The sequence below is a fragment of the Ensifer sp. KUDG1 genome, from assembly GCF_050434285.1.
Lineage (GTDB): Bacteria > Pseudomonadota > Alphaproteobacteria > Rhizobiales > Rhizobiaceae > Ensifer.
Genome location: NZ_JBNDIG010000001.1, coordinates 313,221 through 335,159 on the forward strand (window position 1 = coordinate 313,221; position 21,939 = coordinate 335,159).

General features: G+C 63.6%; 24 protein-coding genes. 11 read left to right on the forward strand and 13 right to left on the reverse strand.

Annotation, left to right across the window (positions count from 1 at the left end):
• The first annotated feature begins 25 nt into the window (after positions 1-25).
• On the forward strand, positions 26-640 hold the full coding sequence (locus M2267_RS01655) for a glutathione S-transferase family protein (RefSeq protein WP_429112119.1): 615 nt from the start codon (positions 26-28) through the stop codon (positions 638-640).
• An 81-nt stretch (positions 641-721) separates the two neighbouring features.
• Here the strand turns inward: M2267_RS01655 and hemW are convergent, their stop codons facing one another.
• From hemW to rph, 4 genes are all read right to left on the reverse strand, one after another.
• Positions 722-1,906: a radical SAM family heme chaperone HemW gene (hemW, locus tag M2267_RS01660; RefSeq protein ID WP_429112121.1), complete on the reverse strand. Its 1,185-nt coding sequence runs from the start codon at positions 1,904-1,906 to the stop codon at positions 722-724.
• A gap of 78 nt (positions 1,907-1,984) precedes the next feature.
• Positions 1,985-2,629: an RdgB/HAM1 family non-canonical purine NTP pyrophosphatase gene (gene rdgB, locus M2267_RS01665; protein ID WP_429112122.1), complete on the reverse strand. Its 645-nt coding sequence runs from the start codon at positions 2,627-2,629 to the stop codon at positions 1,985-1,987.
• Between the two features lie 17 nt (positions 2,630-2,646).
• Entirely contained in the window at positions 2,647-3,066 is a 420-nt protein-coding gene (locus M2267_RS01670; RefSeq protein ID WP_043615589.1) for a VOC family protein, read from the reverse strand.
• Positions 3,067-3,081: 15 nt separating this feature from the next.
• The gene (gene rph / locus M2267_RS01675) at positions 3,082-3,801 is read right to left on the reverse strand and encodes a ribonuclease PH (RefSeq protein WP_429112123.1); all 720 of its coding nucleotides are present in this window, start codon (positions 3,799-3,801) and stop codon (positions 3,082-3,084) included.
• 161 nt (positions 3,802-3,962) lie between these two features.
• On the opposite strand from rph, the gene hrcA reads away from it, so the two are divergent.
• Together hrcA and grpE are read left to right on the forward strand one after the other, a co-directional pair.
• A complete protein-coding gene (gene hrcA, locus M2267_RS01680) occupies positions 3,963-5,042 on the forward strand; it encodes a heat-inducible transcriptional repressor HrcA (protein ID WP_104662632.1) in 1,080 nt (359 codons plus the stop codon).
• Between the two features lie 164 nt (positions 5,043-5,206).
• On the forward strand, positions 5,207-5,815 hold the full coding sequence (gene grpE / locus M2267_RS01685) for a nucleotide exchange factor GrpE (protein WP_043615596.1): 609 nt from the start codon (positions 5,207-5,209) through the stop codon (positions 5,813-5,815).
• A 91-nt stretch (positions 5,816-5,906) separates the two neighbouring features.
• Here grpE and M2267_RS01690 read toward each other — a convergent pair whose 3' ends face one another.
• Positions 5,907-7,142: a D-arabinono-1,4-lactone oxidase gene (locus tag M2267_RS01690; protein WP_043615598.1), complete on the reverse strand. Its 1,236-nt coding sequence runs from the start codon at positions 7,140-7,142 to the stop codon at positions 5,907-5,909.
• 11 nt (positions 7,143-7,153) lie between these two features.
• Positions 7,154-7,921, reverse strand: coding sequence for an SDR family NAD(P)-dependent oxidoreductase (locus M2267_RS01695; protein ID WP_043615601.1), 768 nt, complete (start codon positions 7,919-7,921; stop codon positions 7,154-7,156).
• A 149-nt stretch (positions 7,922-8,070) separates the two neighbouring features.
• Here M2267_RS01695 and M2267_RS01700 point away from each other — a divergent pair, with 149 nt between their 5' ends.
• Complete coding sequence (locus M2267_RS01700; protein ID WP_043615604.1) at positions 8,071-8,886, forward strand: helix-turn-helix domain-containing protein; 816 nt, start codon at positions 8,071-8,073, stop codon at positions 8,884-8,886.
• Between the two features lie 54 nt (positions 8,887-8,940).
• Here M2267_RS01700 and ptsN read toward each other — a convergent pair whose 3' ends face one another.
• The 6 genes from ptsN to lptC form a co-directional block, all read right to left on the reverse strand.
• Positions 8,941-9,405 carry a PTS IIA-like nitrogen regulatory protein PtsN gene (ptsN, locus tag M2267_RS01705; protein WP_043615607.1) on the reverse strand — a complete coding sequence of 155 codons (465 nt, stop codon included), beginning with the start codon at positions 9,403-9,405 and terminating at the stop codon, positions 8,941-8,943.
• Positions 9,406-9,577: 172 nt separating this feature from the next.
• Complete coding sequence (gene hpf / locus M2267_RS01710; protein ID WP_034797455.1) at positions 9,578-10,150, reverse strand: ribosome hibernation-promoting factor, HPF/YfiA family; 573 nt, start codon at positions 10,148-10,150, stop codon at positions 9,578-9,580.
• A 224-nt stretch (positions 10,151-10,374) separates the two neighbouring features.
• A complete protein-coding gene (rpoN, locus tag M2267_RS01715) occupies positions 10,375-11,913 on the reverse strand; it encodes an RNA polymerase factor sigma-54 (protein ID WP_429112126.1) in 1,539 nt (512 codons plus the stop codon).
• A 146-nt stretch (positions 11,914-12,059) separates the two neighbouring features.
• Positions 12,060-12,878, reverse strand: coding sequence for an LPS export ABC transporter ATP-binding protein (lptB, locus tag M2267_RS01720; protein WP_043615614.1), 819 nt, complete (start codon positions 12,876-12,878; stop codon positions 12,060-12,062).
• 12 nt (positions 12,879-12,890) lie between these two features.
• Positions 12,891-13,451: an LptA/OstA family protein gene (locus tag M2267_RS01725; protein ID WP_192448025.1), complete on the reverse strand. Its 561-nt coding sequence runs from the start codon at positions 13,449-13,451 to the stop codon at positions 12,891-12,893.
• A 15-nt stretch (positions 13,452-13,466) separates the two neighbouring features.
• A complete protein-coding gene (lptC, locus tag M2267_RS01730) occupies positions 13,467-14,135 on the reverse strand; it encodes an LPS export ABC transporter periplasmic protein LptC (protein ID WP_043615620.1) in 669 nt (222 codons plus the stop codon).
• A gap of 263 nt (positions 14,136-14,398) precedes the next feature.
• Here lptC and sppA point away from each other — a divergent pair, with 263 nt between their 5' ends.
• From sppA to M2267_RS01745, 3 genes are all read left to right on the forward strand, one after another.
• The gene (sppA, locus tag M2267_RS01735; protein ID WP_043615623.1) at positions 14,399-15,358 is read left to right on the forward strand and encodes a signal peptide peptidase SppA; all 960 of its coding nucleotides are present in this window, start codon (positions 14,399-14,401) and stop codon (positions 15,356-15,358) included.
• Between the two features lie 54 nt (positions 15,359-15,412).
• Entirely contained in the window at positions 15,413-15,790 is a 378-nt protein-coding gene (locus M2267_RS01740; RefSeq protein WP_246810660.1) for an integration host factor subunit beta, read from the forward strand.
• Positions 15,791-15,897: 107 nt separating this feature from the next.
• A complete protein-coding gene (locus tag M2267_RS01745; RefSeq protein WP_034797442.1) occupies positions 15,898-16,242 on the forward strand; it encodes a lipopolysaccharide assembly protein LapA domain-containing protein in 345 nt (114 codons plus the stop codon).
• A 60-nt stretch (positions 16,243-16,302) separates the two neighbouring features.
• Here M2267_RS01745 and M2267_RS01750 read toward each other — a convergent pair whose 3' ends face one another.
• Positions 16,303-16,761 (reverse strand): SRPBCC family protein, encoded by a 459-nt coding sequence (locus tag M2267_RS01750; RefSeq protein ID WP_429112129.1) that lies wholly within the window; start codon positions 16,759-16,761, stop codon positions 16,303-16,305.
• 310 nt (positions 16,762-17,071) lie between these two features.
• Here M2267_RS01750 and M2267_RS01755 point away from each other — a divergent pair, with 310 nt between their 5' ends.
• From M2267_RS01755 to M2267_RS01770, 4 genes are read left to right on the forward strand one after another with little or no spacing between them, the layout of a single operon-like run.
• Entirely contained in the window at positions 17,072-18,226 is a 1,155-nt protein-coding gene (locus tag M2267_RS01755; protein ID WP_429112131.1) for a class I SAM-dependent methyltransferase, read from the forward strand.
• The gene (locus M2267_RS01760) at positions 18,223-19,083 is read left to right on the forward strand and encodes a TrmH family RNA methyltransferase (protein WP_043615629.1); all 861 of its coding nucleotides are present in this window, start codon (positions 18,223-18,225) and stop codon (positions 19,081-19,083) included. The genes M2267_RS01755 and M2267_RS01760 overlap by 4 nt, the downstream gene beginning before the upstream one ends.
• Positions 19,080-19,571 (forward strand): signal peptidase II, encoded by a 492-nt coding sequence (gene lspA, locus M2267_RS01765; protein WP_043615632.1) that lies wholly within the window; start codon positions 19,080-19,082, stop codon positions 19,569-19,571. Before M2267_RS01760 ends, lspA begins: the two co-directional genes overlap by 4 nt.
• A 55-nt stretch (positions 19,572-19,626) precedes the next feature.
• A complete protein-coding gene (locus M2267_RS01770; RefSeq protein ID WP_429112132.1) occupies positions 19,627-21,903 on the forward strand; it encodes an ATP-binding response regulator in 2,277 nt (758 codons plus the stop codon).
• Positions 21,904-21,939: the final 36 nt, after the last annotated feature.

Below are 21,939 nucleotides of genomic sequence, written 5' to 3' on the forward strand. Positions count from 1 at the left end.
TCACACCAGATCCCGCGAGATAGACATGATCCTCTATTACCAGACCCATTCCCCCTTCGCTCGCAAGGCGCTCGTCTTTGCCCATGAGATCGGTCTTGCCGACCGGCTCGAGGTCATTCATCACGAAACCAGCCCGACAAGGCGCAACGACGAGGTCTATGCCGAAAACCCGCTCGGCAAGGTTCCGATCCTGTTGCGTGAGGGGCAGGAGCCGATCTTCGACAGCGACGTGATCTGCGCCTATCTCGACACGCTCCATGAGGGCCGCAAGCTGATCCCTGAGGCAGGCGAGCCGCGCTGGCGCGCGCTCAGGCTGCAGTCGGTGGCGCAGGTGCTGGCCCAGACGGGTATCGGCCTGCGCTGGGAGTGGGAGCGCAGGCCGGAGCATCTGCGTTATCCGGCGCTTGCCGATGGTTATGCCGAAAAGATCGAGGCGACCTACGACTGGCTGGAGCGGACGCTGGATCCGGAGGCTGCCGTCGATGTCGGCCAGATTGCGCTCGCAACCACGCTCTCCTGGATGGCTTTCCGCGACTTGCCGTCGTTTCGGGATCGGCCGCGCTTGGCCCGCTGGTTCGACGCTTTCGAAGAGCGGCCGTCCATGCGGGCAACGCCGCTGTCGGGCGAAACGTTCGATTGAACCGGTAGCCGGCGAAAAAAACCGGACGCCGCTGCGGACCATTGCCCGGCAGTTGCCGTCCGCTGCTGCGTCACGATCGCCTCACGGGCAGGCGAGATCGGCCACCACCGCGTCGAGGATCAACATGCCCGCCGGCGTGCAGCGCAGGCGGGAATTGCCGAGCCGCTCGATGAAGCCGTGATCGATCAGGAACTGTTCGCGCTCCGGGTCCGGATCGCGGCCGGAAAGGGTCTGCCAGCGGGCGAGATCGACGCCTTCTTTCAGGCGCAGGCCCATCAGCAGCAGCTCGTCGGACTGAGCTTCGAGATCGAGCGATTCCCGTTCGATCATGCCGTGGCCATGGGTCTCGACGAGACGCAGCCATTCTTCGGGCTTGCGCTCCGTGGAGGTCGCGATCTTGCCGTTGCCGATGCCGAGGCGGCCGTGCGCACCGGGCCCGATGCCCGCATAGTCGCCATAGCGCCAGTAAGTCAGGTTGTGCCGGCTTTCGGCACCCGGGCGGGCGTGGTTGGAAACCTCGTAGGCCGGCATGCCGACCGCGGCGGTGATCTCCTGCGTCGCCTCGTAGAGCACGGCCGATTGCTCGCCATCGGGAACGACCAGCTTGCCGGCCTTGTGCAGGCCGTAGAAGGGTGTGCCTTCCTCGATCGTCAATTGGTAGAGCGACAGGTGGTCGACCGCGTAGGAGACCGCCTCCTTCAGTTCTCGCTCCCACTCCTCGACCGTCTGGTTCGGGCGGGCGTAGATCAGGTCGAAGGACATGCGCGGGAAGATTTCGCGCGCCAGTCGGATCGCCTTCAGCGCGTCCTCGACATTGTGCAGCCGGCCGAGGAACTTCAGGTCCCGGTCGTTCAGCGCCTGGACGCCGAGCGAGACGCGGTTGACCCCAGCTGCGCGATAGCCGTGGAAACGGGTCGCCTCGACGCTCGAAGGGTTCGCCTCCATGGTGATCTCGATGCCATCAGGCACATGCCAATGGCGAGCGATACCCTGGAGGATGGCGTCGACCGTGGCGGGTTCCATCAAGGACGGCGTGCCGCCGCCCATGAAGACGCTGGTGACGGTACGCGGGCCGGAAAGCTCGCGCACTTCTTCCATTTCTTTGAGGAAAGCGGCAACGAAACGCGGCTGGTCCACCGGCTGGTGGCGCACATGGCTGTTGAAGTCGCAATAGGGGCATTTGGCCGCGCAGAACGGCCAATGCACATAGACCCCGAAACCGGGGTCCATGCCGTCACCGATCGCCGATAGCGTGGCAGTCTGCATGATTGCGTCTCTCATAGTCACTTTCATAGGCAACGGGACGCGGGCGGAAAGCCGCGCGCACGTCCTCATCCGCTCCGATCAGGCCCCGAGGCAGGTCTCGGCAAAAATCTTGAAGGCTCGGGCGCGGTGCGACAGGGCCTCTTCGTCGCCCGGCTTCCAGCCGTGCTTCTCTTCGGCGCTCATCTCGCCGAAGGTGGTGTCGTAGCCCTTGGGCTGGAACACCGGATCATAGCCGAAGCCCTGGCTGCCGCGCGGCGGCCAGACGACGAAGCCTTCGACTTCGCCGCGGAAGAGCTCCACGTGGCCGTCCGGCCAGGCAAGGCAGAGAACCGAGACGAAACGGGCGGTGCGCTCGGAAGGCGTCTTGGCGCCCTTCTCCTGCAGCGCATCTTCGACCTTCTGCATGGCCATGGCAAAGTCGCGGCTGCCATCCTCGCGCTCGGCCCAGTTGGCGGTATAGACGCCGGGTGCGCCGTCGAGCGCGTCGATCGCGAGACCTGAATCGTCCGAAAGCGCCGGCAGGCCGGAGGCTTTGGCCGAGGCGAGCGCCTTGATCGTGGCGTTCTCCTCGAAGGTCGTTCCGGTCTCGTCGGGCTCGACAAAATTGAGGTCTGCTGCCGACTTCGCCTCGAAGCCGAGCGGGCCGATGAGATCGCGGATTTCGCGGATCTTGCCGGCATTGTGGCTGGCGACGATCAGCGTCTTGTTGTCCAGTTTGCGCATGGTGTCTCGTTTCGTGTTCATTCGATGGACCAGAGGCCCGGTTCCGCACATTCAAGGCTGTTGCCGGCCGGGTCGCGGAAATAGAAGGACCGCGCCCCGTTCGGCCAGCGAAGATCGCTTTCGATCTCGATACCGGCTGTTTCGAGCTTAGCTTTCCAGGTGTCGAGCGCCTCGGCTGCTACCCGAAAGCACATATGTCCCCGACCGGTCGTGCCATGCGGCGGTACTGGTAGGGCTGCGTCCGGCGCCGGCGGTTTAACTGTTTCGGCCGGATTGAAAATCAAAAGCACGCCCTGACCGCAGCGGAAGAACACGTGCCGGTTTGCGGCGCGCGTGATCTTCTGCAGGCCGAGAATACCACCGTAGAAGGCCTCGGCGGCATCGAGGTCGCCCACGTAGAGGGCGGTCTCGAGAATGCCTTCCAGCGCCGGGGCCATCCTGACGTTCCTTCCTCAGCCGGCGATCGCCTGCTTCTGCAGCGCGACCAGTTCGGCAATGCCATTCTTGGCAAGGCCCATCAGGCTTGCGAATTCCTCTTCCGAGAACGGCTTGCCTTCGGCCGTGCCCTGGATCTCGACGATGCCGCCGGAGCCGGTCATGACGAAGTTGGCGTCGGTCTCGGCGGCGGAATCTTCGAGGTAATCGAGGTCAATCACGGACTGGTTGGCAAAGATGCCGCAGGAGATGGCGGCCACATGGTCCTTCAGGACCTTCTCGACCTTGACCATGTTGCGCGCTTCCATCCACTTCAGGCAATCGTGGAGCGCCACCCAGGCGCCGGTGATCGAAGCTGTGCGGGTGCCGCCGTCAGCCTGAATCACGTCGCAGTCGATCGAGATCTGGCGTTCGCCAAGCGCCGGCAGGTCGACGATGGCGCGCAGCGACCGGCCGATCAGCCGCTGGATTTCCTGGGTACGGCCGCTCTGCTTGCCGCTCGATGCCTCGCGCCGCATGCGCTCGCCGGTGGCGCGCGGCAGCATGCCGTACTCCGCCGTCACCCAGCCCTTGCCGCCATTGCGCAGCCAGGCAGGGACCTTCTCTTCGAGGCTCGCGGTGCACAGCACGTGGGTGTCGCCAAACCGCACCAGACAGGAGCCTTCCGCATGCTTGGAAAAATTGCGCTCGAAGGACACCTTGCGCATTTGATCTGTTTTTCTGCCGGATGGCCGCATCGTCAAACTCCTATCGTATCTGCTGTGCCTTCTAGAACATGGCGCGAGCAAAGGGAACCGGTGGATAGCCGGGCGACGGGGCGTTTTTTCCCTTTTGCCATCGGGCGGCAGGAACACTATATTCCGGCCACGGCAGGATGTGCCTGCAAATGTGGAGTGACATGGTACTGCGCAATCCCGGAGCAAAGGAAATCGCAGCCGCGCTGGACGAGCGCTCGGGCGAAATCTTCCGTCGCATCGTGGAGACTTATCTGACGAGCGGCGAGCCGCTGGGCTCGCGCAATCTGTCGCGGCTTCTGCCGATGGCGCTGTCGCCTGCCTCCGTGCGCAACGTGATGAGCGACCTCGAAGACCTCGGGCTCATCTATTCGCCGCATGTGAGCGCCGGTCGCCTGCCGACCCAGACGGGCCTGCGCTTCTTCGTCGACGCCTTCATGCAGGTCGGCAATCTCTCACCTGAAGACCGCGCCTCGATCGACCGGCATGTCCGGCGCGACGACCATACCCAGCCGGTCGATGCGCTTTTGACCGAAGCGAGCCAGATGCTGTCCGGCATGTCGCGCGGCGCGGGTCTCGTCATCACCGCCAAGGCCGATCCGGTGCTGAAGCATGTCGAGTTCATCCGCCTGGCGCCGACCAAGGCGCTGGCCGTGCTCGTCGGCGAACATGACCAGGTGGAAAACCGCATCATCGAGCTGCCGGCAGGCGTCACCAGCTCGCAGCTTACGGAAGCCGCAAACTTCCTCAACGCCCATCTCGCCGGACAGACGATCGCCGAGGTGCGGGCGCAGCTCGAAAGGGTGAAGCTGACCGTGCGCGGCGAACTCGACGCGCTGTCGCAGGATCTCGTCGAGCGCGGCCTTGCCATCTGGTCGGGCAACGAGGGCGACGAGAAGCCGGCGCGCCTGATCGTGCGCGGCCGTGCCAACCTGCTCGAAGGGCTCGAAGGCGCCGAGGATATCGACCGGCTTAGAATGCTGTTCGACGATCTGGAAAAGAAGGACAGCATGATCGAGCTGCTCGATCTTGCCGAAAGCGGACCGGGCGTGCGGATCTTCATCGGCTCGGAAAACAAGCTGTTCTCGCTGTCCGGCTCCTCGCTGATCGTCGCACCCTATCGCGATGGCGAGGACCGCATCGTTGGCGCCGTCGGTGTCATCGGTCCGACGCGGCTCAACTACTCGCGCATCGTGCCGATGGTCGATTATACCGCGCAGCTGATGTCGCGGCTTTCGCGCTAGGAGCGCGCCTTTAGCGCACGTGCGCCATTGAACCCTTGATTTTTCGGCCCCAAACCTCGATATCGGCTTCAAATCCAGTTCCTGAGCATTTTTGCTGAAACGCAGGCTCGCGCTTGCGGTGTGGAAATGCGAAGGACAATAGAGACGACACTGCGGAGAACGTCATGACCGACGATACGAACAAGCACGGACCCGAGGCCACCGACGAGGTATTCGACGCCGCACCGGACGCTGCCGAGGCAGCAGCCGTTGCCGAGCCCGATCCGTTGGAACTCGCCCGGGCCGAGAGCGCCGAACTGCGCGACAAGTACCTTCGGCTTGCTGCCGAGATGGACAACCTGCGCCGTCGCACCGAACGCGACGTCAAGGATGCCAAGTCCTATTCGGTTGCAGGCTTTGCCCGCGACATGCTGGCGGTATCCGACAACCTGCGCCGTGCGCTCGACGCCATTCCGGCGGAAGCCAAGGAAGCGGGCGAAGCCGGTCTCAACACGCTGATCGAAGGCGTGGAGATGACCGAGCGCTCGATGCTTTCGGCGCTTGAGCGCCATGGCGTGAAGAAGCTCGAGCCGGAAGGCCAGAAGTTCGACCCGAACTTCCACCAGGCGATGTTCGAAATCCCGAATGCGGATGTGCCGAACAACACGGTGCTGCAGGTCGTCCAGGCCGGCTACACCATCGGCGACCGCGTCCTGCGTCCGGCCATGGTCGGCGTTTCCAAGGGCGGCCCCAAGGTCGTTGCCGGCGAGAACGGCGACACGCCGGCCGCCTGATCCCGCCGAACGGTATTCAACAAAAACGCCGCGCGAACTTCGCGCGGCGTTTTTGTTTGGTGCACCGTGAGGCGGTAGCCGCGGGCAAGTCTTACCCGAACAATTGCTGCAGGTGATCGTTAAGGAAGCGTCCTTCGGGGTCGACCTTGGCCCTCAGCGCCCGGAAGTCGCCGGCGCGGGGGTAGAGTGCTGTTACATCCTCGGCGCCGAGGAAGTGCAGCTTGCCCCAATGCGGCCGCGAGCCGTACTGCCTGAGGATCGTGTCCACGTCCTTCAGATATTCCCAATAGTCGGTGCCGGGCTCGCCGGAGACCGAAAGCGTGATCGAGTCTTGCTCGAAGAAGGGGCTGATCCAGCCGGTGTCGCCGGCGGTGAAACGATACTCGATCGGATAGATGCAGGTCGGGTGCTTTTCCAGCATCAGCTTGCGCACCGCCTTGACCGCTTCCTTGCCGTGGGCGACGGGCACCGCATATTCGAGCTCGTGGAAGTTCGGCACGTATTCGATCGGGTAGATCTCCGAGGAATAGGCGATCTTCTCGAAACCGCGCTCCATCGGCGCTTCCCCGGTGATGTCGATCACCTTCATCTCGCAGACGTCGGACGTCTTGTCGGTGGTCGAAACCGAGGCCGTATCCGGCAGGCAGTAGCAGTGGCGGCTCTCGGGCACCGGGCACCAGAAGAAGCCGAAATGGCGGTGCTTGGCGGCAAGCTCGTCGTGCTGCTCGATCATTTCGTCGAAGGTGCAGCGCCAGAGCTTTTCATGGAGATTGTAGCTATCCACCGCCTGCAGGGTAATCTCCGAGATCACGCCGAGCATGCCGACGGAGACGCGCGCCGCCTCCAGCAGATCCGGCGTCGTCTCGTCGACCACGAGGATGCTGCCGTCCGGTTGCACGAGGCGCATGCCGACGATCTGCGAGGCCATGTTGCCGAGCCTGGCGCCGGTGCCATGTGTGCCGGTCGTCAGCGCGCCGGCCAGCGCCTGGCTGTCGATATCGCCCTGGTTGATCAGCGACAGGCCGTTTTCCTTCAGCACCTTGCCGAGCTGGTTGATGGTGGTGCCGGCCTTTACCGCCACACGCTTGCGCGCGCTGTCGATGTTGACGACACCTTGCATGCTGGAAAGCGTCAGATGCAGCCCGCTCGTCAGCGCCACCGGTGTGAAGGAATGGCCGGACCCGGCGCAACGCACGTTCAGCCCCTGCGCTGTCGCATCGCGCACCATTTCGGCCAGCGCCGCCTCGCTCTCCGGCGCGCCGCGATGGCGCACGATGCATGATTGGTTTCCGACCCAGTTGCGCCAGTGGCCACCTGCCTGAAGCATTTTTCCCTCCCTCAAACCGCGGTGAAGCAATTGTCGACGAACAGATGCGTGCCGTTGATGAAGCTCGCCTCGTCGCTCGCCAGAAACAGCGCCGCGTTCGCCACTTCCTTCGGATCGCACATGCGGCCCTGCTGCGCGGCGATGGCCGCCTCCGAAACGTCGACACCGTACTTGCTGAGGCCGACAAGCTCGCGCTTGCCGTGGTCGGTGGCGATGAAGCCCGGGCAGACGGCGTTGCAGCGGATGCCGCGGTCGCGGAACTCGACGGCGATGGCGCGGGCGAACATGTGGCAGGCACCCTTGGTGGTGTCGTAGAGCACTTCCATCGGTGTGGCCGCCACGGCCGAGATCGACGAGGTGCAGACGATGCTGCCGCCGCCGGCCGCAAGCATGCCCGGCAACACTGCCTTGGTCATCAGGAACATGCTGCGCACATTGACCGCCATCAGCCGGTCCCACTCGTCCTCCTCCGTTTCGAGGAAGGGGCCGACGGCAAGGATGCCGGCGTGGTTGAAGAGCACGGTGATGGAACCGAAGGCCGCTTCGACCGCCTTGACGGCGGAGGTCACCTCGGCCGACAGCGAGACATCGGCGGGGGCGAAAATCGCCTCGCCGCCATTGGCGCGGATCGAGGCGGCCACCTCTTCGCCCTTGCTGCGCGGCAGGTCGACGATCGCGACCTTTGCGCCTTCGCGCGCGAACAGCTCGGATGCGGCAAGACCGCAGCCTCCCGCGCCACCGCTGATCAGCGCCACCTTGCCTGAAAGCCTGCCTGCCATCGTCATCCTCCCCTTGGGCGTCCTTCGCAACGGTCGCCAATGACGACCCGCGATGGATCCGGTTTCTCACTCCCCGGGAATTATTGTTGACGAGTGAGGGGCTGTCGATATCCCATGGGGGATACGTAGGGTTGGGGGATGACAAGGGAATGCTCGCAAGCGAGTCCGCCGATATCTCGGCGATGATCGGCCTGATCGGCACCGAGGATTTCGGTCGGGCGCTGGACCGGATGCTCCGGTCGGTCACCGGCTTTGATCTCTCGGTCGTGTTTGCCTACCCCTACGATGCCAGGCCGATCGTCCTGCATGACGGCTATACGGCCAAGGTGTCGGCAAGTGCGCTTTCCGCCTATCTCGGCGGCGCCTATCTGCTCGATCCCTTCTATGTCGCCTGTTGCGCCGGCCAGCCGGCCGGGCTCTGGCGGATGCGCGAGCTTGCGCCGGACCAGTTCTTCCAGTCCGACTTTTCGTCGTCGGCGGAAGTGCATCCTTGCGTGTCGATGGAATCCGGCGTTCTCGTCGAGGAGGTGGGCTTCGTCGTCCCGCTCGACGGCGGCCTGCAGGCGACCTACTCGTTGATGCGCGGCCGCGGCGGCGAGCCTTTCAGCGAGACCGAATTGGCCCGGCTGCGCGTCTACGAGCCGATCGTGCGCGAGGCCATCCGGTCGAACTGGCGCCAGCGGGGCCAGACGGTCGCGCCGCCGCCTTCCGAGGAGGGCGACGACGACGCGATGGAAGCGGCGTTCGAGAGCCTGTGTTCAGATCGGCTGACCAAGCAGCAGCGCAACATCGTGCGCCTGATCCTCAGGGGCCACAGTAACCTGTCGATCGGCAAGGTGATGAACATCGCCGAGGGCACGGTTCGCATCCACCGCAAGAACATCTATCGCCGGCTCGGCATTTCGAGCCAGGGTGCACTGTTCCGGATTTTCATTGATCATTTGAACGGGCGTCAGCTCTATTGACGCAAGGTTCGGGCGACTGTGCGCATCCTGCCGGATGCGCCCCGTTGTTCAAGCTCACGCGGCGTGCGAGGTCGCGTCGTCGTCGAGCAGCGTGTAGATCGCGCTGGCGGAATCGCTCGAGCGGATCTTGGCGACCATGTCCTGGTCGCGAAGCACGCGGGCGATGCGCGACAGGGCCTTGAGGTGGTCCGCGCCGGCGCCTTCCGGAGCAAGCAGCAGGAACACGAGATCGACCGGCTGGTCGTCGAGCGCCTCGAAATCGACAGGCGTGTCGAGACGCGCGAAGATGCCGATGATCGAGGGAAGGTTGTTGAGCTTGCCGTGCGGGATGGCGATGCCGTTGCCGACGCCGGTGGAACCGAGGCGCTCGCGCTGCAGGATCACGTCGAAGATTTCACGCTCCGGAAGCCCGGTGATCTTAGAAGCTTTTGCCGCCAATTCCTGAAGGAGCTGTTTTTTCGAGTTGGCCCTCATGGCCGGGATGATCGCATTTTGATGCAGTAGACCTGCCAATGCCATTCTTTTGTCCTCGTTCGCCGGTTAGAGCCGGACAACATCATCATAAATGCGTCGCAATGGCTCTAACCATCTTTGTCATGGCGGGTTCCATGCACAGAAAAGTCACATTTTCCGGCCTGGCCGCTGAGTTGCGGGAGAGGGACGCCGGCATGCCGGCATCCCTCTTTTTCGCTCATGCTTTGATATTGGCAGCGTCGATCCAGCCAATATTTCCATCGTTGCGTCTGTAGACGATATTCAACTCAGCCTTGCCGGGAGTGCGGAACATCAGGACGGGTTCGTCGGTCATGTCGAGCGCCATCACGGCGCTGGCGACAGACATCGTCCTCAACTGTTTCGAGCTCTCGGCGACGATCGTCGGTGCGTAATCCTCGGGGACTTCGTCATCCTCGAAGGGCACCGAATCCATCACTGTGTAGGCCACTTCGGCAGCGTTCTGTCCGTTGCCGTTGTGATGATCCTTCAGCTTGCGCTTGTAGCGACGCAGGCGCTTTTCGATGCGGTCCGACGCCGCGTCGAAGGCTGCCTGTGGATCGTTCGCCTGGCCATTCGCCTGCATTACCACGCCCGTATCGAGATGAAGCTTGCAGTCGGCGCTAAAGCGCGGCCCGGATTTTTCCACAGTGACCTGGCTTGAATATCCTCCGTCGAAATATTTGGTAACGGCCTGCTCGATCTGCTCGCCAATGCGGGCGCGGAACGAATCGCCGATTTCCATCTGTTTACCGGATACACGCACACTCATGGAGTTTCCTCTCTCGTTCGTGATTTGCGTAGCCAGTCTATTCCAAGCGGTCCCGTCATCCAAGCCTTTCAGACTTGCGAGCGCGCCTCTGTCGCAGCCACCGGTCGCACCGGTCGCCTCCGGGGCGAGCATGTCCCCGGCAATTGCGGCGGGCTCATATCGCCTGTGTCGGAGAGAGTCAATCGAAGGTCGCAAAAAAGTTAATGCGCCTTAACGTTCGGGGCTCAGAAACCGGAGGCCTTGGCGAGCGCGCGCTTCTCCCGCCGGCGCTGCACGGAGGAGGGGATGTTCATCGCCTCCCGGTATTTGGCGACCGTGCGCCGCGCGATGTCGATGCCGGCCTTCTTGAGGATGTCGACGATGTCGTCGTCGGAAAGCACGGCCTCGGTGCTCTCCTCCTGGATCAGCGTGCGGATCTTGTGGCGCACGGATTCTGCCGAATGGCTGTCGCCGCCTTCGGCCGAGCCGATCGAGACGGTGAAGAAATATTTGAGTTCGAACAGCCCGCGCGGCGTCAGCATGTACTTGTTCGAGGTGACGCGGCTGACGGTCGATTCATGCATCTTGATGGCGTCGGCCACGGTCTTGAGGTTCAGCGGCCTGAGATGCCCGATGCCGTTGGCGAGAAAGGCGTCCTGCTGGCGCACGATCTCGGTCGCGACCTTCATGATCGTGCGGGCGCGCTGGTCGAGGCTGCGCGTCAACCAGTTGGCATTCTGCAGGCATTCGTTGAGGAAGGCCTGGTCGGCGCTGTTTCTCTGCGTGCCGCGCGAAACCGAAGCGAAGTAGTCCTGGTTGACCAGAACGCGCGGCAAAGCGTCCGGATTGAGCTCGACCAGCCACGACCCGTCGGGCGCTGCCCGCACGACGATATCGGGCACGATCGCCTCGCTGACGCTGGTCTCGAAGCTGGTGCCCGGCTTCGGATCGAGCTTGCGGATTTCCGCCAGCATGTCGATCAGGTCTTCCTCGTCGACGCCGCAGATCTTCTTGAGCGTCGCGAAATCCCGTCGCGCCAAAAGTTCGAGATTGGCAAGCAGCGCCTCCATCGCCGGATCGAGCCGGTCGCGGGCACGCAGCTGGATGGCGAGACATTCGCCGAGCGAACGGGCAAAGACGCCCGGCGGATCGAACTGCTGCAGCGTCAGCAGTACCCTGACGACATCGGCATGCGCGGCACCCAGCCGTTCGCCGACCTCGCCGAGGTCCGCCTGCAGGTAGCCGGCGTCGTCCAGCTGGTCGATGAGGTGCTGTGCGATCAGTCGGTCTGACGGCGTCGGCAGTGCGAAGGGCAATTGCTCCAGAAGCGTTTCGCGCAGGCTCTTGCGGCCGGCGACGAAGTCGTCGAGGTCGTAGTCTTCGCCCTCGCCGCCGCCGGGCATCGATTTCCACTGGCCAAGCAATTCCGGCGCGTCGGCGCGCTGCGGCGTCGTGTCGTCCTGGAAGACATTGGCGAAATCGGCATCGAGCTGGTCGTCGAGCCGCTCGCCGCTTTGCGATGTGGCGCTGTCATAGAGATCCGCCTGGCGGCCGCCGTCGTCGTTTCCGCCACTCTCGTCGCCGCCGACAATTTCGCCCCGCTCCGGGGTGAGCTGATCGTCATTTGCCTGAAATTCGAGCAGCGGGTTCTTTTCGACTTCCTGGGCGATGAACTGGTTGAGTTCAAGATGCGTCATCTGCAGCAGCTGGATCGACTGCATGAGTTGTGGCGTCATCACCAGGGACTGGGACTGGCGCAGATGAAGGCTGGCGGACAGGGCCATGCTGACGCGAAACTCCCGAGAAATCTCCAGGGGCCGCGGTGCTACTCCGGTCGCCGATCGGGCCCTTTTCTTAATTGGCCCAAAAATTGCTTATCGGAAAGGTTTGGTCAAGCGCGATCGCGGGCGGAATCGCCCGCGAGGCGGTCTCAGAGGCTGAAATTGTCGCCGAGATAGAGCCGGCGCACGTCAGGATTGGTGACGATGTCGTTGGCGCGACCATGCGTCAGCACTTCGCCGGCATGAATAATGTAGGCGCGGTCGATGAGGCCGAGCGTCTCGCGAACGTTGTGGTCGGTGATCAGAACGCCGATGCCGCGCGAGGTCAGATGCCGGACAAGTGCCTGGATGTCGGCGACCGAGATCGGGTCGACGCCAGCAAAGGGCTCGTCGAGCAGCATGAAGGTCGGGTCGGTCGCAAGCGCGCGGGCGATTTCGAGACGGCGGCGTTCGCCACCGGAAAGCGCGATCGCCGGCGACTTGCGCAGATGCGTGATGTTGAACTCGCCGAGCAGGTCGTTGAGCTTGCTCTCGCGCCGCTCCAGGTTCTTGTCGTGGACCTCGAGCACGGCGCGGATGTTCTCCTCGACCGTCAGCCCGCGGAAGATCGATGCTTCCTGCGGCAGGTAGCCGACGCCGAGGCGCGCACGCCGATACATCGGCATGGTCGTCACGTCGTTGCCATTGATCTCGATCGAGCCCTCGTCGACGGGGACGAGGCCGGTGATCATGTAGAAGCAGGTGGTCTTGCCGGCGCCGTTCGGCCCGAGCAGGCCTACGGCTTCGCCGCGCCGCACCACGAGCGACACGCCGTTGACGACCCGGCGCTCGCGATAGGCCTTGGTCAGCCCACGGGCGATCAGCGTGCCGTCATAGCGCGCCTTGTCGACCGCATGGCCGGAGGCGACCGCAGCGGTCGCCGACGGCTTGCGGACCCGTTTGCGCTTGTGGAGGAAGGGAAGTTGCACGAGCGGTCTACGTCAGTTCGTCTTGCGGGACTTCGGGTCGAGCTGGATCTGCACGCGGCCGCCGCAGGCTTCGAGCTGGGCCTCACCGGTTTCCATCTGGACGTTGAGCTGGCAGCCGACGAAGACGTTCTTGCCTTCCGAGAGGACGACCTTGTCGCCCTTGAGAACGAAGACCTGCTTGGTCATGTCGAACGAGCCGGTGTCGGCCGTCGCCTGCTGGGTGCCGGAGCTCAGGAAAACCTTGTTGCTGACCTCGATGCGGTCGATGTCGGCGTCGCCGCTCGAAACCGAGCCGCCGCCGGACTTGTAGAAGACGACCATGTTGCCCGCCTGCAGCGTCGTCGTGCCCTGCACGACCTTGACGTTGCCGCTGAAGATCGCCTTGCTTTCCGGGTCCTTGATTTCGAGCTTGTCGCTCTCGATCTGGATCGGCTTGTCGTTGGACAACTCAAGGCCCTTCATCTTGCTCGACGTGGCCTGCGCAAAAGCGCCGGAGGCAATAATCAAAGCGCCGGCTCCGGCAATGGCCAGGCTGGCGGAAATCTTGAAAAATGATGCGGTTGTGACCGACATGGAGTGCACCGGGTCCTATTTCGCGTTTTTGCGGATGGCGGTGGGCTCGACGTTCACCCTCACCATGCCCTCGAAAATTACAATACGTCCCTTATCCGTCATTCGCAGCGTCTGCGCAATGATCGAACCACCCTTCATGCTGATCGCAACGGGCTGCTTCGTTTCCATCTCGCCGGCATTGATGTCCAGATAGGCCGACTGGAAGTCGGCGTTGATGCCATTATTGACGGAAATGGTGAACGGGGCGTTCATGTCGAGCGTATTGGCGCCGCGATCGTAGATGCCGTTGGTGGCGTCGACGGTTGCCATCATCGAATCCTTCATCGGCATTTCCGCGTGGATCGTCTGCAGCGTGATGATGTCGGGGTTTGCGATATCCTGGAGCGCCCGCTGGGCCTTCATCGAATAGCTGATGCCCTGCTTGTTGCGGCCGGAGATCGCCGGGTTCTTCATGACGATCTTGCCGTCCTCGATCGTCGCGGTCTCGATCTGCAGGTCGACGGGCATGAAGGCGCGCACGAAGGAGACGGCGGCAAAAATGACGGCGATGACGCCGGCGATGATCGGCAGGATGATCTTCAGGCGACGCACGCGCGCGGAATGCCGCGCGGCGAGCGCGTAGGCGTCGGCGGAGCTCGCACCCGTATCGGCAAAGATGCCCGGGGCTGGCGCGTGGTTCAACATGAAAAGGCCTGTCGGTTCTACTGCTTTTGTCGCTGACCCGGCGAAGGGGTCATTTACATACATTGGTGTAAGTCGTCGCAAATATGGATATTTTTTGCTGTCGCACAATGGCGCCGCAAAAAAACTCGGGTAAGGCGCAAAAACGCCTGCCGCGGCTTTCAACCGTGACCAAGCGCGTTTATGGAATATGCCTCTTCGCGCGCAGATAGCACGTTCCCGCGGAAACTGACAGAAGCAGCGCCAACAAATCGGGAGAAACCCACATGGACGAACTCGCCATCGCCGATCGCCGCAGCCTGCGCCGGAAGTTGAGCTTCTGGCGCTTTGTGGTGGCGGGCCTGCTTCTCCTCGTCGCGCTCGCGATCTTTGCCTGGTCCGGTGCTGCCGACGACGTCGGCCACAACAGGCAGCATGTGGCGCGCGTCGCGATCACCGGCCTGATCCAGGATGACCGCGAGCTGCTCGAGCGCCTGCAGAAGATTGCCGACAACGACAGCGTCAAGGCGCTGGTCGTGACCATTTCGTCGCCGGGTGGCACCACCTATGGCGGCGAGGTCATCTATAAGGCGATCCGCAAGGTCGCCGCCAAGAAACCGGTCGTTTCCGATGTGCGCACGCTTGCCGCTTCGGCGGGCTACATGATTGCGCTTGGCGGCGATACGATCGTTGCCGGCGAAAGCTCGATCACCGGCTCCATCGGCGTCATCTTCCAGTATCCGCAGGTCAAGGAGCTGATGGACAAGCTCGGCGTCTCCCTGGAATCGATCAAGTCGCGGCCGCTAAAGGCGGAACCTTCGCCCTTCCATCCGGCCAGCGACGAGGCGAAGGCCATGATCCAGTCGATGATCGACGACAGCTACGCCTGGTTTGTCGACCTGGTTGCCGAGCGCCGCAAGTTGTCGCGTCCCGATGCGTTGCTGCTCGCCGACGGACGCATTTTCACCGGTCGCCAGGCGCTGAAGGCCAAGCTCGTCGACAAGCTGGGCGGCGAGGACGAAATTCGCGCCTTCCTCACCGAGAAAAAGGTGTCGAAGGACCTGCCGATCGTCGATTGGGAAGCCCCCCGCAAGACCCTGCCTTTTGGCCTCGGCGCGCTGGTCGGCAACTGGATCAAGATGTTGGGATATGACGCTTTTCCGGCAATGAGCGGGCTCGAAAAAGTTGCAGGCGACAAGTTGTTTCTTGACGGTCTTGTTTCGGTTTGGCAGGTTGATGGCCAATGAGCAAGGCGACATATACCCAGCCTGAGCCGTCGAGCGATGTCGGTGATTTTGCAAATGCCGCGCACCGCCTTGCGGAAATCACAATGCAGACCGAAAAAGCAAAACAAACAAGAATTTGAGGGGGCGACAGTGATCAAGTCAGAACTGGTGCAGATTGTTGCAGCTCGCAATCCGCATCTCTACCACCGCGACGTCGAAAATATCGTCAACGCGGTCCTCGATGAGATCACCGACGCGCTCGCCGCAGGCAACCGGGTCGAACTGCGTGGCTTCGGCGCCTTCTCGGTCAAGAACCGGCCCTCGCGGTCCGGGCGCAACCCGCGTACCGGCGATTCCGTTTTCGTCGAGGAAAAATGGGTACCGTTCTTCAAGACCGGCAAGGAGCTGCGCGAGCGGCTCAACCCGGGCATGAACGGCGACGACGAGGATTGATTATCCTTGGCGATCTGCTGAGGCCCCCAACGACCCCCTGTAAACGAGGCCCGTTGCCGGCAAGTGTCCGGCAAAGAGTGTGGGCGTCGGCGAAATGGAGCGATTGAATGTTCAAGAAACTGATCAACATCGTTGTTCTTGTACCGGTCGCCATCATCCTGATTGTGCTCAGCGTGGCCAACCGCCAGAGCGTGACGCTGGCACTGAACCCCTTCCGGCCGGAAGACAGTGTGCTTTCGGTGAGCGCGCCGTTCTTCGTCTTCCTGTTCCTTGCGGTCATCGTCGGCGTCATTCTCGGTGCCGCCGCCACCTGGTTCAGCCAGGGCAAGTACCGGCGGCGCGCGCGCAACGAGGCCAACGAAGCAGTGAAGTGGCACCGCGAGGCGGAGAAACACCGCAGCCAGGCGGAAAAGCTCGCAACCCAGGCGACGCTGGCAGCGCCGCAGAACTGATCAGAAGCTCACAAGCCTGCGAAGGCCGAGACGGGATGCCCACTCGGCCGCGTTGCGTTTTCAGCTCGCAGCTTCCGCCGGGCCGCCGACGGCGGCGCTAAAATCGGCGAAGAATTGCTGCGCCAGTTTCTTGGCGGTCGAGTCGATCAGACGCGAGCCGAGCTGCGCGAGCTTCCCACCGATCTCTGCCTTGACGTCGTAACGCAGCACCGTTTCTTCCCCGTCCTCGATCAGGGCGACATCGGCGCCGCCCTTGGCAAAGCCGGCGATGCCGCCCTTGCCTTCGCCCGAGATCGTATAGCTCTCTGGCGGATTGAGGTTGGAGAGCACGACATTGCCGGTGAAGGAGGCCGAGACCGGGCCGATCTTGATCTTCACCACGGCCGCAAGCTCGGTCGGCGACGTCATTTCCAGCGACTGGCATCCGGGGATGCAACGTTTGAGGATTTCCGGGTCGTTGAGGCCACGCCACACCGCGTCGCGCCCAGCCGCAATCCGTTCTTCGCCGGTCATGTCCATGCGTTTTCCTCCCCCGTGGCGGCGCCAGGCGCCCGATATCGGCGCGCAAACTTCGCTCCGACACATTAGACCTGCCGCGGAATTTTGTCGCGAAGCCGGTTCCGGCCCATGGAAATTCGCAGCGGGTTCTTGCGCCTTGATCTTCGCAAAACGGAAACGGCTTTGCCAAGAGCATCAGCGATGCTATTTGCAGCTTCAAGAGATGCTGCGGCTTCAGGCTGCGGCGACAAACCTCATGGCGTCCGCCGGCTCGTCCCGGATACTGCGCAGGCAGGCGGCCCATGCACCAACAAAGCCCAGGGATTTCAGCGTGAAGGAAAAGGACCGGCGGTCGAAGAATGCCTCCGTGACGACGGCCAAGGGCCGTGGTGCCGAAGCGCGTGGCGGCGGCCGCCACGCAGAGAAGCGTTCAGCACCGCCAAAGGGCGGCGGCTTCAAGGAGCGGCCGGCGCGACCGGCGACAGCGCAAACGGCGGAAACGCGCGAGAAGCCAGCAAAGCATGGGCCTGCGCAGGAAACGCCGGCGCGGGTGATCGCGCGGCGAACGGGCGAAAAGCCGGCCGAGCGCATACCGCTCATTCTTGAAACGTCCGACGCTTCCGGCTACCACCTGATCGACAGCGGTGCCGGGGAGAAGCTGGAACAGTACGGTCCCTACCGCATCGTGCGCCCCGAGGCACAGGCGCTCTGGCCGCGCAACCTGCCCGACAGCGTCTGGGAGAAGGCCGACGCGATCTTCACCGGCGACACCGACGAAGACGGCATGGGCCGTTGGCGCTTTCCCGGCGCAGTGCTCGGCGAAACCTGGCCGATGCAGCTTCTCAATACGGAATTCCACGGCCGTTTCACCTCGTTCCGCCATGTCGGCGTCTTTCCCGAACAGCTCGCGCACTGGAGCTGGGTGAAGGAGCAGGTCGAGGCGGCCGGACGGCCGCTGAAGGTTCTGAACCTTTTCGGCTACACCGGCGTTGCCTCGCTGATCGCCGCCAGGGCCGGCGCCGAGGTCACCCATGTCGACGCCTCGAAGAAGGCGATCGGCTGGGCGCGCGAGAACCAGCAGCTGGCGCGGGCCGAAAACCTGCCGATCCGCTGGATCTGCGACGATGCGATGAAGTTCATCCAGCGCGAGGAGCGACGCGGCAGCCGCTACGACATCATCCTCACCGACCCGCCGAAGTTCGGCCGCGGGCCGAACGGCGAGGTCTGGCAGCTTTTCGACCATCTCGCAGCGATGCTCGACATCTGCCGCGAGATCCTGTCGCCGGAGGCACGCGGCCTGGTGCTGACGGCCTATTCGATCCGGGCGAGCTTCTACTCGATCCATGAACTGATGCGCGAGACGATGCGCGGCCGCGGCGGCCGGGTGGAGTCGGGCGAACTCATCATCCGCGAAGGCGGGCTTGACGGCCGCGAGCCGGGCAGGGCGCTTTCGACCTCTCTCTTCAGCCGCTGGGTACCGCAATGACGAACGACAGAAGCGAACACGGCACCGGTCGTGTCGGTCAGGTGAAGGAGGTCACGAGCCTCACCAACCCGATCATCAAGGACATCCGCGCGCTGACGCAGAAGAAGCACCGCGACGAGACGCGCTCCTTCATGGCCGAAGGCCTGAAGCTGGTGATCGACGCGCTCGACCTCGGCTGGAAGATCAAGACGCTGATCTATGCCAAGGCCGCCAAGGGTAAGCCGCATGTCGAACAGGTGGCGGCAAAGACCTTTGCCAAGGGTGGGCTGGTGCTGGAAGTCAGCGAGAAGGTGCTGTCGACGATCACCCGGCGCGACAACCCGCAGATGGTCGTCGGCATCTTCGAGCAGCGTTATCAGTCGCTGAAGGACCTGAAGCCGCAGCTCGGCGAAACCTATGTGGCGCTCGACCGTGTCCGCGATCCCGGCAACCTCGGCACCGTCATCCGCACGGCCGATGCCGCCGGTGCCTCCGGCGTCATTCTCGTCGGCGAGACCACCGATCCGTTTTCGCTCGAAACCGTGCGCGCGACGATGGGCTCGGTCTTTGCGATGCCGGTGGCGCGCGCCAGCGTCGAGGATTTCATCCGCTGGCAGAAATCCGCCGGCGTGAAGGTCGTCGCGACCCATCTCGCCGGCGCCGTCGACTATCGCACCATTGACTACAAGACCAAGCCGGTCGTGCTTTTGATGGGCAACGAGCAGTCGGGTCTGCCGGAGGAACTCGCCCGCGAGGCCGGTGCGCTTGCCCGCATCCCGCAGGCCGGCCGTGCGGACTCGCTCAATCTGGCGATTGCCACCGGCATCATGCTGTTCGAGGCGCGCCGTCACCTTCTGACCCTGGATGCCCGTGCATGAGCGAGAAGCAGGTGCTGTTTTCGCGGCCGCTGCCGATCGCGGTCTTTATCGTCCTCGCGCTCATCGCCGATCAGGTGATCAAGTATCTGGTCGAGCTTTACCTGCCATTCAACCAGGCGGTCCATGTGGTGCCGATGCTGGCGCTCTACCGCACCTACAACTACGGTGTCGCCTTCTCGATGCTGTCGGGCATGGAAGGCTGGTTCATCGTCGGCATGCGGCTCACCGTGTGCGCCTTCGTGCTCTGGCTGTGGAAGCGCACGCCGAAGGACCGGTTCTTCGCCCATTTCGGCTACGCGCTGATCATTGCCGGTGCGCTTGGCAACCTCGTCGACCGGGTGATCTTCGGCTACGTCATCGATTACATCCTGTTCTATACGGAGACGTGGTCCTTCGCCGTCTTCAATCTGGCCGATACCTTCATCACCATCGGCGCAGGGGCGATCATCCTTGACGAGTTGCTGCACGCGAAAAAGGCGGATCGGTAAGATTTTATCGAAGCCTTGAAGCCATTCGGAACGCCTGTCGTGTTAGCCGGAACGCATGAGCGAACCGTCACGACTGCTAGAGCGGATCGAAACAGGCTTCGGGAGAGATGCCCGGGCGGGTAGCACTGCGTCGGTTTCGGCGCTTCCGCTCGATGGGCCGCCGTCCCGTGAGGTGTCGGCGCAGCCCGCTTCCGGTGCGCGCTCTGCGCTTAATTATGCATCCCTGGCGCTGCTCGGCCTGGTCGCTTCCGGCCTTATCCTCGTCGTCGGCATGACTGCCGGCTTCCACCTGTTCGCCGCGGCGATTGCTGCGGCCGGTGTGGTGGGTGCGCTTCTGCTCGCCGTCGAAGCCATCCGCGCGTTTGACAGCGTGCCGGTTTCCGACGAGGCGGAGCGAGACAAGGATTGGCATCGCTCCGAAACCTCGGCGCTGCTTTCGACCATTCACGATGCGCTGGGCGACCTTGCGATCATGCGCGGGATGGACGGAAAGATTGTCCACGCCAATGCCGTCTTCCATCAGATCTGCGGCCGGTCGGATGTCCGGGGCATGGCCTGCGGTGCCCTTGGCCTGAGCTTCGAGCCGAAGGCCGCGCCCAATCATTACCTCGTGCGCATCGCCGCTGCCGAGGGCATCCGCCTTTTCGATTGGCATGACGTGATTGCCCGCGATCCGGCGAGCGGCAAGCTGATGCGCCACAGCATTGCACGCGACGTGACCGAGGAAGCGCGGGCGGCGCGCGAGCGCGAGGCGGCGCGCCGGCGGGCTGAAGAGGCGAGCCAGGCAAAGTCGCGACTGCTCGCCACCGTCAGCCATGAAATCCGCACGCCGCTCTCGGGCATTCTCGGCATGAGCCACCTGCTCGGCCAGACCCGCCTGTCGAGCGAGCAGAAGAACTACCTCGCCGGCATGCAGCAATCCGGTCACGCGCTGGTCCAACTCGTCGAAGACCTGATCGACTTTTCGTCGCTTTCGGCGGGACGCTTCCAGTTCCGCCCGAGCCGGCAGGATCCGCGCGGCGTGATCGAGAGCGTCGTGGAGATGCTCTCCAACCGCGCCCACGAAAAGGGCATCGAGATTGGCGCCACCGTTTCCGTCGACGTCCCCGCGCTGATGGCCTTCGATGCGGCGCGTCTGCGCCAGGTGCTTTTCAACGTCATCGGCAACGCGGTCAAATTCACGGACGTCGGCGGCGTCTTCGTCAGCGCCGACACGATCGAGGACTGCGTGCGGATCCGCATCGACGATACGGGTCCAGGCATGTCGCCCGACGATCTGAAGCGCATCTTCGAGGAGTTCGAGCAGGCCGGCAATGACGAACAGCGCGCCAAGGGCACCGGTCTCGGCCTCGCCATATCCAGGCGCATCATGCAGGCCTGCGGCGGCAGCCTCACGGCCGCAAGTGCGCCCGGCCGCGGCAGCCGCTTCGAAATCCGCATGCCGCTTGCAGAGGTCGAGGCGATCGCGCCGGAGCGCCGCTCGACCCTTGCCGGATCGCATGTGCTGGTCATGGCCCCTGATGGCCCGGCCTCGGCGGCGCTGGCCGCAACCATCGCGACGCTTGGCGGGCGCTGCCACCGCGCAACGACGCTTGCCGCAGCCCAGCATGTTCTCGCCGACGTGCAGGCAGGCGGCGCGCCGCTCACCGACGTGATCGTCGATCACCGGCACGCCCAGCAGTACGAGCAGCTTCTGGCGCTGCAGCCGGCCATCGGGCGGCTGGAGGTTCGCCGCACCTATCTGATCAATCCGGAGGAGCGCAACAGCCACCCCGTCAACCAGATGGATGGCTACGAGGCCTGGCTGATCCGGCCCTTGCGCGAAAAGTCGCTGGTCGAAGTGCTGCTCGGGCGCCTGAAGGGCATCGAAAAGCGCGACGCGATCAACGACAACAGGCCGGTCCTGCGCGAAGAGCCGGTCATCGAACCCGACCGTCGGCCGGGACACGGCATCCTGCTGGCCGAGGACGACCCGATCAATGCATTGATCATCCGCACCCTGCTGCAGCGCTCGGGACATGCGGTGCAACTGGTCAGCGACTTCGCGGGGGTCGCCGAGACGCTGCGGGCGCCCGCCGGTAACGCATCGCCGGAGCTTCTCGTCACCGACCTCAACATGCCGGGTGGCGACGGGCTTTCCATGATGCGGCAGATACGCGCGGACGAGGCGTCGCGCGCGCTGGCGCGGCTGCCGGTGATCGTTCTGACGTCGGATATCCGCGAGGACATGCGCGACCGCCTGCTTGCCGCCGGTGCCGATGTCGTGCTCGCCAAGCCCGTGGAACCACAGGTGCTGACCGCCGAGATCGCGCGTCTGTTGCGCAAACGGTAACTCTTGCGGTGGTTACGGTATTGATCGGACAGCGGG

Excerpts from the sequence above, each read along its gene's own strand:
- M2267_RS01745 (WP_034797442.1), top strand. The coding sequence starts at position 15,898 with ATGTTCAAGAAACTGATCAACATCGTTGTTCTTGTACCGGTCGCCATC.
- M2267_RS01725 (WP_192448025.1), bottom strand. The coding sequence starts at position 13,451 with ATGTCGGTCACAACCGCATCATTTTTCAAGATTTCCGCCAGCCTGGCC.
- sppA (WP_043615623.1), top strand. The coding sequence starts at position 14,399 with ATGGACGAACTCGCCATCGCCGATCGCCGCAGCCTGCGCCGGAAGTTG.
- M2267_RS01700 (WP_043615604.1), top strand. The coding sequence starts at position 8,071 with ATGCTCGCAAGCGAGTCCGCCGATATCTCGGCGATGATCGGCCTGATC.
- ptsN (WP_043615607.1), bottom strand. The coding sequence starts at position 9,405 with ATGGCATTGGCAGGTCTACTGCATCAAAATGCGATCATCCCGGCCATG.
- M2267_RS01750 (WP_429112129.1), bottom strand. The coding sequence starts at position 16,761 with ATGGACATGACCGGCGAAGAACGGATTGCGGCTGGGCGCGACGCGGTG.
- grpE (WP_043615596.1), top strand. The coding sequence starts at position 5,207 with ATGACCGACGATACGAACAAGCACGGACCCGAGGCCACCGACGAGGTA.
- M2267_RS01760 (WP_043615629.1), top strand. The coding sequence starts at position 18,223 with ATGACGAACGACAGAAGCGAACACGGCACCGGTCGTGTCGGTCAGGTG.
- hrcA (WP_104662632.1), top strand. The coding sequence starts at position 3,963 with ATGGTACTGCGCAATCCCGGAGCAAAGGAAATCGCAGCCGCGCTGGAC.
- lptC (WP_043615620.1), bottom strand. The coding sequence starts at position 14,135 with ATGTTGAACCACGCGCCAGCCCCGGGCATCTTTGCCGATACGGGTGCG.
- rdgB (WP_429112122.1), bottom strand. The coding sequence starts at position 2,629 with ATGCGCAAACTGGACAACAAGACGCTGATCGTCGCCAGCCACAATGCC.
- lspA (WP_043615632.1), top strand. The coding sequence starts at position 19,080 with ATGAGCGAGAAGCAGGTGCTGTTTTCGCGGCCGCTGCCGATCGCGGTC.
- hemW (WP_429112121.1), bottom strand. The coding sequence starts at position 1,906 with ATGCAGACTGCCACGCTATCGGCGATCGGTGACGGCATGGACCCCGGT.
- M2267_RS01695 (WP_043615601.1), bottom strand. The coding sequence starts at position 7,921 with ATGGCAGGCAGGCTTTCAGGCAAGGTGGCGCTGATCAGCGGTGGCGCG.
- M2267_RS01690 (WP_043615598.1), bottom strand. The coding sequence starts at position 7,142 with ATGCTTCAGGCAGGTGGCCACTGGCGCAACTGGGTCGGAAACCAATCA.
- M2267_RS01655 (WP_429112119.1), top strand. The coding sequence starts at position 26 with ATGATCCTCTATTACCAGACCCATTCCCCCTTCGCTCGCAAGGCGCTC.
- rpoN (WP_429112126.1), bottom strand. The coding sequence starts at position 11,913 with ATGGCCCTGTCCGCCAGCCTTCATCTGCGCCAGTCCCAGTCCCTGGTG.
- rph (WP_429112123.1), bottom strand. The coding sequence starts at position 3,801 with ATGCGGCCATCCGGCAGAAAAACAGATCAAATGCGCAAGGTGTCCTTC.
- M2267_RS01670 (WP_043615589.1), bottom strand. The coding sequence starts at position 3,066 with ATGGCCCCGGCGCTGGAAGGCATTCTCGAGACCGCCCTCTACGTGGGC.
- M2267_RS01770 (WP_429112132.1), top strand. The coding sequence starts at position 19,627 with ATGAGCGAACCGTCACGACTGCTAGAGCGGATCGAAACAGGCTTCGGG.
- M2267_RS01740 (WP_246810660.1), top strand. The coding sequence starts at position 15,413 with ATGCCGCGCACCGCCTTGCGGAAATCACAATGCAGACCGAAAAAGCAA.
- hpf (WP_034797455.1), bottom strand. The coding sequence starts at position 10,150 with ATGAGTGTGCGTGTATCCGGTAAACAGATGGAAATCGGCGATTCGTTC.